Source organism: Bradyrhizobium sp. McL0616 (genome assembly GCF_049993385.1).
Lineage (GTDB): Bacteria > Pseudomonadota > Alphaproteobacteria > Rhizobiales > Xanthobacteraceae > Bradyrhizobium.
In genome coordinates, this window is record NZ_CP188255.1 from 6,142,528 (window position 1) to 6,155,739 (window position 13,212).

The 13,212-nt window shown below is 63.8% G+C and carries 8 protein-coding genes; 2 read left to right on the forward strand and 6 right to left on the reverse strand.

Annotation, left to right across the window (positions count from 1 at the left end; translation table 11 throughout):
- Positions 1–3 precede the first annotated feature (3 nt).
- From ACPPVR_RS29770 to ACPPVR_RS29780, 3 genes are all read right to left on the reverse strand, one after another.
- Entirely contained in the window at positions 4–3,120 is a 3,117-nt protein-coding gene (locus ACPPVR_RS29770; RefSeq protein WP_426610123.1) for an efflux RND transporter permease subunit, read from the reverse strand.
- Between the two features lie 31 nt (positions 3,121–3,151).
- Entirely contained in the window at positions 3,152–4,396 is a 1,245-nt protein-coding gene (locus ACPPVR_RS29775; protein WP_426610124.1) for an efflux RND transporter periplasmic adaptor subunit, read from the reverse strand.
- Between the two features lie 154 nt (positions 4,397–4,550).
- A complete protein-coding gene (locus ACPPVR_RS29780) occupies positions 4,551–5,951 on the reverse strand; it encodes a CoA transferase (RefSeq protein WP_426610125.1) in 1,401 nt (466 codons plus the stop codon).
- Between the two features lie 56 nt (positions 5,952–6,007).
- On the opposite strand from ACPPVR_RS29780, the gene ACPPVR_RS29785 reads away from it, so the two are divergent.
- Both ACPPVR_RS29785 and ACPPVR_RS29790 read left to right on the forward strand, forming a co-directional pair.
- The gene (locus ACPPVR_RS29785) at positions 6,008–6,295 is read left to right on the forward strand and encodes a hypothetical protein (protein WP_200517104.1); all 288 of its coding nucleotides are present in this window, start codon (positions 6,008–6,010) and stop codon (positions 6,293–6,295) included.
- A 178-nt stretch (positions 6,296–6,473) separates the two neighbouring features.
- Positions 6,474–7,244 carry an SDR family NAD(P)-dependent oxidoreductase gene (locus ACPPVR_RS29790; RefSeq protein WP_426610126.1) on the forward strand — a complete coding sequence of 257 codons (771 nt, stop codon included), beginning with the start codon at positions 6,474–6,476 and terminating at the stop codon, positions 7,242–7,244.
- Between the two features lie 273 nt (positions 7,245–7,517).
- Here ACPPVR_RS29790 and ACPPVR_RS29795 read toward each other — a convergent pair whose 3' ends face one another.
- Genes ACPPVR_RS29795 through ACPPVR_RS29805 form a run of 3 tightly spaced genes read right to left on the reverse strand, consistent with a single transcriptional unit; the run spans position 7,518 to position 13,163 of the window.
- Entirely contained in the window at positions 7,518–10,892 is a 3,375-nt protein-coding gene (locus tag ACPPVR_RS29795; protein ID WP_426610127.1) for an error-prone DNA polymerase, read from the reverse strand.
- Entirely contained in the window at positions 10,889–12,478 is a 1,590-nt protein-coding gene (locus ACPPVR_RS29800) for a Y-family DNA polymerase (RefSeq protein ID WP_426610128.1), read from the reverse strand. The genes ACPPVR_RS29795 and ACPPVR_RS29800 overlap by 4 nt, the downstream gene beginning before the upstream one ends.
- Complete coding sequence (locus ACPPVR_RS29805; RefSeq protein WP_426610129.1) at positions 12,378–13,163, reverse strand: ImuA family protein; 786 nt, start codon at positions 13,161–13,163, stop codon at positions 12,378–12,380. Before ACPPVR_RS29805 ends, ACPPVR_RS29800 begins: the two co-directional genes overlap by 101 nt.
- Positions 13,164–13,212 lie beyond the last annotated feature (49 nt).

Here is a 13,212-nt window from a genome sequence, read left to right on the forward strand (position 1 = left end):
GTCTTAGCGCGCGCGGCGCGAGAAGAAGGAGATCAGCACCGGCAGCGTCACCAGGATCACGATCGGCGCCAGCAACATGCCGGTGACCACGACGACCGCGAGCGGCTTCTGCACCTGCGATCCGATGCCTCCCGACAACGCGGCCGGCAGCAGGCCGACGCCGGCGACGACGCATGTCATCAGCACCGGGCGTAGCTGCAACTCGCCGGTGCGTATCACCGCGCTCACGCGGTCCATGCCTTCATCGATCAGCTGGTTGAACTGCGAGATGATGATGATGCCGTCCATCACGGCGATGCCGAACAGCGCGATGAAGCCGATCGCGGCCGAGACGCTGAAGGCGGTGCCGGTGATCAATAGCCCGAGCACGCCGCCGAAGATCGCCATCGGAATCACGCTCATGGCGAGCAGCGTGTCGGTCATCGAGCCGAAATTGAACCAGAGCAGGATGGCGATCAGCGCCAGCGAGATCGGCACCACGATCGACAGCCGCTTGATCGCGTCCTGGAGGTTGCCATACTCACCGACCCATTCCATGTGCGAGCCTGGCGGCAATTGCACCTGATCGGCGACCTTCTGCTGCGCCTCGCGGATGGCGCTGCCGAGGTCGCGTTCGCGCACCGAGAACTTGATCGGCAGATAGCGCTCCTGCTGCTCGCGATAGATGTAGGCCGCACCCGAGACGAGGCTGATGGTGGCGACCTCGCTCAAGGGAATCTGCGTGACGGAGCCGTTCGGCCCGGGCGCGCCGATCCGCAAATTCTGGATCGCCTCCGCGCTCCTGCGGTATTCCGGCGCAAGGCGGACGATGATCGGGAAGTGGCGATCAGAGCCGGGCTCGTAGAGATCGCCGGCAGTGTCGCCGCCGATCGCGACCTTGATCGTCGCATTGATGTCGCCGGGCGCGAGTCCATAGCGCGCGGCCTTGGCACGATCGATATCGATCTGGACCGTCGGTTGCCCGAGCGAGGTGAACACCGCAAGGTCGGTGATGCCTTGCACGGTGGCCAGCACCGACTTGATCTTGTTGGCGGTATCGGTGAGCGCCTGGAGATCGCTGCCGAACAGCTTGATCGAGTTTTCGCCCTTCACGCCGGACACGGCTTCGGAAACGTTGTCCTGGAGATATTGCGAGAAGTTGAACTCGACGCCGGGGAAGCGATCATCAAGCTGCTTGAGCAATTGCGCGGTCAGCTCGTCCTTGTCATGCGTGCCGGGCCACTCGCTCGCGGGCTTCAGCGGCGCGAAGAACTCGGCGTTGAAGAAGCCGGCTGCGTCGGTGCCGTCGTCGGGTCGACCGTGCTGCGACACCACCGACTCGACCTCGGGCCGGGCGCGGATCACCTTGCGCATCTCGTTGACGTAGGTGTTGCCTTCCTGGAGCGAGATGGTCGGCGGCAGCGTGGCGCGGATCCAGAGGTTGCCCTCTTCGAGCTTGGGCAGGAATTCGAGGCCAAGCAGCCGGCCGAGCGCAACCGTCATCAGGACGAGGCCGACAGCGCCGCCGAGCATGATGTTACGGTTGGCGACCGCCCAATGCAGCACCGGCATGTAGATCCGGTGCAGGATCAACATCACCCTGGTCTCGGTCTCATGGACATGCGCGGGCAGGATGATCGCAGACAGCGCCGGGGTGACGGTAAAGGTCGCAAGCAGGCCGCCGGCGAGCGCATAGGCATAGGTGCGCGCCATCGGCCCGAAAATGTTGCCCTCGACGCCGGACAGCGTGAACAGCGGCAGGAACGCCGCGATGATGATCGCAGCGGCAAAGAAGATCGAGCGCGACACGTCGGCCGCGGCGCTGAGGATGGCGTGGCTCTTCATGCCGAACAGCGTCTCGGGCGACATCTGCTCGGATTCCACCGGCGGCGTGGTCTGCGTCAGGCGGCGGAAGATCGCCTCCACCATGATGACGGTGGCATCCACGATCAGGCCGAAATCGATGGCGCCGACCGACAACAGGTTCGCGGATTCCCCACGCAGCACCAGGATGATCACGGCAAAGAACAGCGCAAACGGAATCGTGGCGCCGACGATCAGCGCGCTGCGGAGGTCGCCGAGGAAGATCCATTGCAACAGCACGATCAGCAGAATGCCGACCACCATGTTGTGCAGCACGGTGTGGGTGGTGAGGTCGATCAGGTCCTTGCGGTCATAGATGCGCTCGATGCGCACCCCCGGCGGCAGGATGGTGGAGTTGTTGATCTCGGCGACGAGCTGCTCGACGCGCTTGATGGTCGGTGTGCTCTGCTCGCCGCGACGCATCAGGACGATGCCCTGCACGATGTCGTCGGCATCGTCGAGGCCGGCGATGCCGAGACGCGGCTTTTGGCCGACGGTGACGGTGGCGACATCCTTCACCAGCACCGGATTGCCGTTGGTCTGGGCGACCATGGTGTTGGCGAGGTCGTCGATCGAGCGGATCAGGCCGACGCCGCGCACCACGGCAGATTGCTGGCCGATATTGACGGTGTTGCCGCCGACATTGACGTTGGAATTGGCGACTGCCTGCAGCAATTGCGGCAGCGTCAGACCGTTGGCGACCAGCTTGTTGAAATCGACCTGGAGCTCATAGGTCTTGCTCTTGCCGCCCCAGCCGGTGACGTCGATCACGCCGGGCACCGAGCGAAAGCGACGCTGGAGGATCCAGTCCTGGATGGTCTTGAGGTCGAGCACGCTGTAGTTCGGCGGGCCGACCAGGCGATAGCGGAAGATTTCGCCGATCGGGCTCAGCGGCGAGATCTGCGGCTGCACGTTGCCCGGCAGGGGCGCGAGCTGCGCCAGCCGATTCAGCACCTGCTGCTGCGCCTCGTCATAGGTGTAGGCGAAGGAGAACTGGAGTTTGACGTCGGAGAGACCGTAGAGCGAGATGGTGCGGATGGTCGTGAGGTTCTTCAAACCTGCGACCTGGGTCTCGATCGGGATCGTGATGTAGCGTTCGATCTCTTCCGCCGACAGACCGGGGCTCTGGGTCACGATGTCGACCATCGGCGGGGTCGGGTCGGGATAGGCCTCGATGTTGAGCTGGTTGAACGCAATCAGGCCGCCGATGAGCACGGCGACGAACATGCCGACCATCAGGTAGCGTCGGTTGACGGCAAGGGCGACGAGACGATCCATTCAGGTCTTCGCAGTTTTCTTGGGTCGTCGATCAGCTACCGGACGCCGCGCGGTCGATGAACAGGCTGCCCCTGACGACGATTTGCTCGCCCGGCTTCAGGTTGCTGGTGACCTCGACGAGGTTGCCATTGATGAGGCCGATCTTGATCTGGCGCAACTCGACCGACTTGTCCTCACGCGCGACCCAGATGCGGACCTGGTCGCCCTCGTAGATCAGCGCCTGCTTCGGCACCGCAGGTGCGGCGCGGTCGCCGGCCGAATAGATCGTGACGTTGGCGAACATTTCCGGCTTGAGCAGGCCGTCTTTGTTGTCGATGGTGGCGCGAACCAGCAGGCGGCGGGTGTTGGGGTCGATCGCCGTTGCGACGTAATTGATCTTGGCGGTCAGCGGACGGCCCGGCAATGCCATCACATTGAAGGAGATGTCCTGGCCGACGCTGACGGAGGCGGCGTCGGTCTCACGCACGAAGGCGATGAGCCAGACCGTGGAGAGATCGCCGATCACGAAGACCGGATCGCTGGCGCCGGCGCTGACATACTGACCGGGCCCGACCTTACGCTGCACGACCGTGCCCGAGATCGGCGCATAGATCGTGATCTCGGGATTGATGGTGCCCTTGTTCTGGAACGCCTTGATCGTCTCGTCGGTAAAGCCGAGGATGCGCAGCTTGTTGTTGGCGGCCTCGAGCGCGGTCACCGACGAACGCATGTCGTTCTGCGCCTGGACCTGGGTTGCTTCCGCCTGCTGATAGTCCTTCAGCGGGACGGCACGGCCTTCATATAGATCCTTGGCGCGCCTGAACTGGATGTCGGCAAGCTCGAGCGCCGACTTCGCCTTGTTCTGCGACGTCATCGCCGTGATGAAATCGTTCTGGGCCTGCACGGTGTCGGCGGCCTCGATCGTGAACAGCGGCTGGCCCTGCGTCACGCTCTCGCCGGGCTTGGCAAGCAGCTTGGTCACCCGGCCCGCATAGGGCGAGAACACCGGCGTCGAGCGGTCCTCATCGACGGCAACCTTGCCCTCGGTGACGTACTCGGCCCGGAAGGACTTGGCATTGACCGGCTCGATGGTCAGCGTCGCCCATTCGGACGGCGTCGGCGTGAAATTCTGGGCGTTCCGGCGCGACTGGCTGGAGACTTCGGAGTGGCTTTTGTCCTTGGCGCCCGCAAAAAGGAAGCCATAGGCCGCGGCCCCGGCAAGCGCCAGTAAAACTACGGATGTGACCATCCGTTGTTTTGTAAACACCTGCAATCGCTTGGTATTTTCAACTACCATGGGGCCCGGTCAAGTCTGCGACGATCTCGGCAGACGACTGCCTCATCGATCGCGCTAATAGTGCCGAATTGAGATTTCAAACAACCTAAAAAGTGCGGATCGCCTTTGAATTTGCGTTAAAATTTTGCCACGTCAGCTCCAAGTAAGCCCCATGTCAGCTTTGCAACGGCCATTGCGGCGGATGGCTGCCAAGCGGCATGGCCGGGCGGCTCCAGTGCGCCGGAGTTGTCGACAACACCCCCGAATGGCGCACCGCAGTCAGTGTACCAAAGCCAGATGACACCGTTTCCATGAACGCAGAATGTACGGCCTCGCCCGTAAGATCCGGGGTGCTCAGGCCGTGCTCGAGCCGGCCGAGATTCCATAGCCAGCGTCCGGTCTGCGCCAGCGACACGCGCACATGCCAGCTTCCGCCTTCGCGGGCCTGGCGGACCTTGGCCATCATCGCGCCGAATGCCATCAGATAGCCGGTGGCGTGGTCGAGCATCTGCGCCGGCAATTCCTTCGGCCCATCGATGCCGGCGGCCTGTCCTTCGGCGTGATTGAAGCCGGTCGTGGTCTGCACCAGCGAATCGAAGCCGCGCCGCTCGGCCCACGGGCCGGCATGGCCGTAAGCCGACAGCGTCACATAGACGATGCCGGGATTGATCTGAGCTGCGTCCTCCGGCGAGAGGCCGAGGGCGGTGAGCGCGTGGGGGCGATAGCCCTGCGAGAAGATGTCGGCGTCCTTCAACAGCTCGCGGAGCTGCGCCCGCCCCGCCTCGCTCTTGAGTTCGATGAAGGTGGTGAGTTTGCCGCGGCCGGTGTCGATGGTGAGCCAGGGAATGGCCGGCAATTCGGGCCCTGAGACGAGCAGGACATCCGCGCCATGCGCGGCGAGCGTGCGGCCGGCGACGGGGCCCGCGATGACGCGAGAGAGATCGAGCACGCGAAGGCCTGACAGCGGACGATCGCCTTTAGGCCAGGGCTTTGGCGGCGCATCGCCGATCTTCTCGATCGAGATCAGCGGCAGTTTTGCGAGCGCACGTGATTGCAGCAGCGCCGACCATTCGTCGTAAGAGCGCATCAGCGCAACAACGCCGCCGGCGGCATAGGCCGCTGTTTCAAACTCCTCGCCTTTCCATTGCATCAGAGCGGCCTGCACCTTCTCGCGCTCGGGCTCGCAACCGAGCACCTTGCAGACGGCGTCGCGATGATGCGGGAAGTTGGTATGGCAGCGGACAAAGCGGTTGTCGGCGGTCTTGTAGACGCCAGCGATGGCGTCCCAGGCTGGAGGCGGCGGCTTGTCGTCACGGCGCAGGTACCGTTCCGAGCGGCATTCGACCACGGCGTGGCGCATATCGACGGACACGTCCTGCGCGTCTCCGCTGCGCAGTCTCCAGATTTCAGTGGCGGCAAGACCGGCGGCGGCGATCGTCGTTTGGCCGGCCACGGCGACGCGAAACGAGGACGGGATCTGCGGCTCCGCGCCGGTCAGCCGTACGCGCGCGAGCGCGGCTTGGTCGCCGCCGGCGGAGGTCCATATCTCACTGAGAATGTCGGTGGGGCTTTGCATGACCGCTTCTCTCCCTTAGCTTTCTGCGACCATTCATGAGCATATGAGGAAATGCAATGGCCGCCATCGATCCCCTCACCGCGGGCGCCGTGTTCATCGCAACGGCGGCCACCGATGCAGTCTATGTGATGTTCACCTCCGCCGTCATCGCACGCAAGCGCGTGCCGGCAGCGAACTGGAGCGCGGTCTGGTATCTGCTCTCCTCCTACGCCGTGATCAGCTACACCGAAAACGCCTTCTATGTCGCTTTCGCCGCGATGGGCTCCTGGGTCGGCGCCTATGCGTCGCTGACCTTCCTGCACCGCCCGCCCGGCGGCCCGCCGGTGGGGGCTGCGCCAGAGTGAGAGGCGCACTATTCAACCCACCGTCATTGCGAGCGCAGCGAAGCAATCCAGGAATCTTTCCGCGGCAGACGTCTGGATTGCTTCGTCGCAAGAGCTCCTCGCAATGACGACGTGGAGGCTTCTGTGTATCTTCTGACGCGGTTACACTCCCCGCGACCAACAACAAGGAAAACCAACAATGGATCTCGGTCTCAAAGGCAAAAACGCCATCGTCCTCGGCGGCACGCGCGGCATCGGGCGGGCGATTGCGGCAACGCTTGCCGCCGAAGGCACCAACGTCGCGGTATGCGCGCGCAATGCGGATCAGGTTGCGGCAACCGTCGCGGAATTGAAGGCCAGCGGAATTCGCGCGACCGGTGGCACGGTCGACGTCACCGATGGTGCGGCGCTGAAGGCGTGGGTGGAAGGTGCCGCAAAAGAACTTGGCGGCATCGACATGCTGTTCGCCAACGCCGGCGCGATGGCCCAGGGCCATGATGCCGCATCGTGGGAGCAGAATTTCCGGCTGGATCTGCTCGGCGCCGTGCACGCGTTCGACGCCGCGCGGCCCTTCCTCGAAGCGAGTGGCGAGACGAGCGGCGATGCCACCTTCGTCATCATCTCCTCGATCTCGGCAGCGCAGGCTGATTTCGCGAGCTCCTACGGCCCGATCAAGGCGGCGCTGATCCACATGGCCAAGGGGCTGGCGCGGCAATATGCGAAGAAGAAAATCCGCGTCAACGTGGTCTCGCCCGGCACGGTCTATTTCAAGGGCGGCGTCTGGAACATGATCGAGCAGAACGCGCCCAAGCGCTACGAGGATGCAATGAGCCGCAACCCGATGGGACGCATGGCCACGCCGCAGGAGATCGCGAACGCTGCGGTGTTTCTGGCAAGCCCGGTGTCATCGTTCACCACGGGCTCCAATCTCGTCGTGGACGGCGGGATCTCGAACCGGGTGAATTTCTGAGTGGGCACACTGTCATCATCCGCATTGTGCGCAATTGCGCACTGGGGCGGATGATCCAGTATTCCAGAGACGACAGCTATTGATCCGAGAGGCCGCGGCGTACTGGATACCCCACCTTCGCGGGGTATGACGACTGAGAGTGAGGCGCGCGATCGGTTCAACACACTCGTCATTGCGAGCGCAGCGAAGCAATCCAGACTGTCCCCGCGGAGAGATTCTGGATTGCTTCGCTGCGCTCGCAATGACGGCGTGGAGACACCCTGCATCACACCTTCAATGAAAATCCCGTGACGGCGGCAGGATGCGGACGTTGCGGGGGTGGCGGATTTTTTGCGCGGGCGTATCGGCGTGGTCGCGGCGGTCGTCGTTGAGCGGTTCGATCAGGGCGGCGCCTGCCGGCACAGGATGCTGGCTGCTCAACGCGTCGTTGGCCAGCCCGATCAAATCGTGCGAGCGGTCGATCATGCGCTGCGCGATGAGATGCGTCACCTTCTCCGGACTGCTCTGGATATAGCCCTCGACCAGGATGAGGCGCGCACCCATCACCTCTTTCCGGTACTGCTCCATGATCTTGGGCCACACCACGATATTGGCGATGCCGGTTTCGTCCTCCAGCGTCATGAACACCACGCCGCTGGCGCTGCCCGGCCGCTGCCGCACCAAGACCACGCCGGCGCAGCGGACGCGGCGCCGCTCGTTCTCGTGACTGATATCCTTGCAGGCCACGACGCGCTCGCGCGAAAACATTTCCCGCAAGAACTCCATCGGGTGGCCTTTGAGTGACAGCCGGATGGTCTGGTAATCCGCGACAACCTGCTCGGAACACGGCATCCCGGGCAACGGCTTTGCCTGCTCGTCCGGCTGTTCGCGCGCGGTCGCCGCTTCGAACAGCGGCAGCGCCAAATCGTCAGGCAGCCGCCGCACCTGCCACAGCGCCTCGCGACGGTCGAGCCCGAGCGAGCGGAACGCGTCGGCATCCGCCAGCAGGATCAGCGCGCGCTTGGGAAGGCCAGTGTCGCGGGCGAAATCTTCAAGCGAGGTGAAGGACCGGCGGTTGCGCGCGGCGACGATGCGGTCGGCCCAGTCTTCCGGACTGACGTAATCGATGCCTTGACGCGTTGCCTGATGTTTTTTGAGCCGCTCTTCATCCTGATCGAGCCAGTGGAAACCGTCGATCTGGCGAAAGCCCAAACGCACCGCGCAGTATCTGCCACCGCCTTCCTCCAGCGTGTTCTGCGCAAAACTGTGGGACACATCGATCTCGCGCACCTCGACGCCGTTCTTGCGGGCATCGCCGACGATCTGCGCCGGGGCATAAAAACCCATCGGCTGCGAATTTAACAGGCCGCAGCAGAACGCGTCGGGGTGATAATGCTTCAGCCAGGAGGAGATGTAGACGAGCTGGGCGAAGCTTGCCGCATGGCTCTCGGGAAAGCCGTAACTGCCAAAGCCCTTGATCTGCTCGAAACAATTTCTGGCGAATTCCGGTGCATAGCCGCGCGCGATCATATTGCCGATCATCTTGTCTTCGAACTTGCCGATGGTGCCGACGTTGCGGAACGTCGCCATCGCGCGGCGCAGGCCGTTGGCCTCCTCCGGAGTGAAGCGCGCCGCTTCGATAGCGATCCGCATCGCCTGCTCCTGAAACAGGGGAACGCCGAGTGTCTTGTGCAACACCTTGTAGAGCTCGTCCGGCTCGCCATGCTCTGGTGACGGTGCCGGATAATTTTGCTTCTCGATCCCGTTCCGCCGCCGCAGATAAGGATGCACCATGTCGCCCTGGATCGGACCCGGCCGCACGATCGCGACTTCGATGACGAGATCGTAGAAGGTCCGCGGCTTCAAGCGCGGCAGCATGTTCATCTGCGCGCGGCTTTCGACCTGGAACACGCCAAGCGATTCTCCGAGGCACAGCATGTCATAGACTTTGGGATCGTCCTGCGGGACGCTCGCCAGCACAAAGCGCTCACCCTTGTGCTCGTCGATGAGGTCAAAACATTTGCGGATGCAGGTCAGCATGCCCAACGCCAGCACGTCGACCTTCATCATGTTGAGCGCGTCGACGTCGTCCTTGTCCCATTCGATGAAGGTGCGGTCCTCCATCGCGGCGTTGCCTATCGGCACATAGGTATCGAGCCGGTCCTGGGTCAGCACATAGCCGCCGACATGCTGGGAGAGATGACGCGGGAATTCGATCAGCTCAGTCGCAAGCTCGACCGCGAGGTTGATCATGGGGTTTTGGGGGTCAAGACCGGCCTGCTTGACCTGCATGTCGTTGAGGCCACTGCCCCAGCTTCCCCAGACCGTGTCGGCGAGCGCGGCGGTGACGTCTTCGGTCAGGCCGAGCGCCTTGCCGACATCGCGGATGGCGCTGCGCGGGCGATAATGGATGACGGTGGCGATGATCGCGGCACGGTGGCGGCCGTAGCGGCGATAGACATATTGCATCACCTCCTCGCGCCGCGAGTGCTCGAAATCGACGTCGATATCAGGCGGCTCCAGCCGCTCCTTGGAGATGAAGCGTTCGAACAGCAGATCGACCTTGGTCGGGTCGACCGAGGTGATGCCGAGCACATAGCAGACGGCCGAATTCGCCGCCGAGCCGCGGCCCTGGCACAAAATGTTCTGGCTGCGCGCGTAGTGGACGATATCGTGCACGGTGAGGAAATAGTGCGCGTATTTCAGCTCGGCGATCAGCGCGAGTTCCTTCTTCAGGGTCGCGCGAAGCTTGTCGTCGATGTTGCCGCCGAAATATTTTTGTACGCCCTCCCGGGTCAAATCCTCCAGATGGCCTTGCGCGGTCTTGCCCGGCGGCACCGGCTCGTCCGGGTACTGGTATTTGAGCTGGTCGAGCGAGAACTCGATGCGGTCGGCAAAACGCATGGTCTCTGCGATGGCCCCGGGGAAATCGCGAAACAGCCGCGACATTTCCTGGGGAGGCTTCAAAAACCGTTCGGCATTGGCCTCCAGCTTTCTCCCGACTGCCTCGATCGTGGTCTTCTCCCTGATGCAGGTCAGCACGTCCTGCAAGGGACGGCGCGCGGGGTGGTGATAGAGCACCTCGTTGGTCGCAAGCAGCGGCACCTTTGCTTTTTCGGCGAGATCATCGAGCCGCGCCAGGCGACGCCGGTCGTCGCCGCGATAGATCAGGCTCGCCGCCAGCCACACGCCCTCGGCGCGGCTGGCCTTGAGCCTTGCCAGGACATCCAGCGCTTTCGCTTCTTCAAAACGATGCGGCAACGTCAGGACCAGGAGCTGGCCTTCGGAAAACTCAAGGAGATCGGTGAAGGTGAGATGGCATTCGCCCTTCTCGATCCGCGTGATGTCGTCGCCGCGCTTTCCCTTGGTGAGAAGCTGGCAGAGCCGGCCGTATGCGGCGCGGTCACGCGGATAGACAAAAATGTCGGGCGTGCCGTCGATGAAGACGATGCGCGTACCTATGAGCAATTTCGGCTTGTGCAGCACCTCGGCATTGTCGCGCTCCTTGTACGCGCGCACCACGCCGGCCAGCGTGTTGTGATCGGCGATTCCGATCGCGGGAATTCCCAGAATGCTCGCCTGATGCAGATAAGCGCGCGGGTCCGAGCCGCCGCGCAGGAAAGAAAAATTCGTGGTGATGCCGATCTCGGCATAGGCAGGCGTGTTCATGCGAAGAGACCGTGGACATACCAGCTGGGAGGAAGGGGCTTGCCTTCGGCGTCGAACACCTCGCCCTCGTAGAGCCCGTCGCGAAATATCCAGAAGCGCAGGCCCTCGGCATCCTCGATGCGGAAATAATCCCGCGTGAGCTGTTTGCCGTCCTGCCGCCACCATTCCATGGCGACGCGCTCGGGCCCCTCCACCCGTACCACCGCATGCAGCGCGCGCCGCCAGGTGAATTGATGCGGTGGACCATCCGGCACGGTCGCGAACGGCACCCTGATCGGCTCCGGTTTATCGAACAGCCGCAAGGGGCGCAGCGGCGGCTCGCTCTCGGTGCGCGCCGGCCACTCGGCCTGCATGGCGGCGGCGAGATGATGCTGCGCTGATGCAGCCAGCACGGCATGCTCCGGAATATGCGTGTCCTGCGGCAGGTGAACGACGACGCGCTTGCCGCCGATACGTGCGGCGATGCGGTCGATCAGTGCGGCCAGCTCGTCATTATCGTGAACATGGGCGTCGAGATCGCGCTGCTCCTGCACCACGATCTCGGTGCGGCTCGCCGACAGCCGCACCATGTCAAAGCCGAAGCCGGGATCGAGGGGATCAGCGAGTGCGTCGAGGCGCTCACGAAACAGCCGGTCGATCACCGCGCTTCGCGTCACCGGCCGCCCGGTCTCGACCATGATTGCGCGCACGACGCCATCAGTGCGGAAGAAGGCGGCCTCGAGACGACGTGCGCCCTTGCCTTGTTTCTCCATGGACGCGATCAACGTGTCGGCCAGCCGCGACAGCGTCATCGCGATCATGGAGTCGGTTGCGATCGGCTCAGCAAAGCGCTTTTCAACGATATAGTCGGGCAGCGGCTTGCGCGGGCTGATCGGGGCATCGCCCTGCCCCAGTGCATGCGCGAGCAGCGTCGAGAACCTCGCGCCGAACCGCGCCGTGATCTCATGTGGCGCGCGCGAAGCGACATCGCCGATGGTTTTCAGGCCGGCACGGCGCAGGCCGGTGGTGATCGCCTCATCCGCGCCGAGCGCGGACACTGGAAACCGGTTGATCGCCGCCGCCTCTCCGCCATCGGCGACGATGCTGCCGGAGTCCTGCCGCGTCAGCGTGCGCGCGCAAACCGAGGTGCCGGCGATCGCCGCGCTGACGGCAAAACCCTGACGCGCGAGCGCACGAACGAGGGTCTGCAACAGAGCGGCTTCGCCGCCGAACAGATGCGCACAGCCGGTAATATCAAGGAATAGCCCGTGTGGCGCATCGAGCGCCACCAGCGGTGTGAAGCGGTCGCACCAGTCGGCGATGTCGCTAAGCGTCTTCGCATCGGCCACGACATCGGCGTCGAACACTCTCAGGTCCGGGCACATCGCCCTGGCATTGGCCAGAGGTTGACCGATATGCAGCCCCAAACGCGACGCCGCATCGTCGAGCGCATGGATCACCAGCGCGTTGTTGTCCTTGATGACGACGATGCTGGGCTCGGAATTATTACCCAGCCCGCCGTTGAAGAACCGCTGGATCCGATCGATAGGCAGGCGCGGCAGCCACAGGCTGAGGATACGCCGACGGCTCACTGAACTGGCACTCATCACATTTCCATTCCATGATCCACCGGCCGGACGGGCCATGACGATTGCGCAAGAGTTCGGCATCGAAGCGCGGCGCGCCCCAGGCACTCCACATCGCCCCCGGCGGGGAATGCGCCGCGCGCAGCATCCATCGCGTCTCCGCGGTCGACGGCAGCGGCTGCGCGGCCATCCGCAGCAGCAAACCCGTTGCGCCGGACGACTGCGCGGCCAATGTCAGCTTGCGGCTCGCCACGAGATCGAACTGCCTGGTCTCGCCCCAGAGCTCGAGCACCACCGCGCCAAGCGCATCGCAGGCGAGCGCATCGGCCGAGGTGCGCAGCGCGCTCTCGACATCGGCAGCGCGCACCATCACTACGCGACGCGGATCGAGGCCGAGTTCGGCGAGCCCGCTCATCGACAGCGCGCCGGTCTCCAGTTCAGAAAAATCCTGTCTCACCCACAAAAGCGGTTTGCGCGTTGTCACACGCCCCGCAAGTCCGGCGACAAAGCCCGTCGCGGCCGCGCCCTGAGACCCAGCGCAAAACACCTCGTGGATTGCCGCGCGCGCGAGCCCGCCCTTCAGCGCGTTGTCGACCTCGTTGTGGCCGAGCACGACGCGATCGCGCTGATGCACGACCTCCGCCGTCTCGATGCGCTCGATCTGGCCGCGCAAGGTCGCAAGCGCGCTTCCACGTGCGCCGCTCATGGTCGCCGCTCCTTCTCGGGATGGATGCCGTGGCTCTCAAAAAGAAACC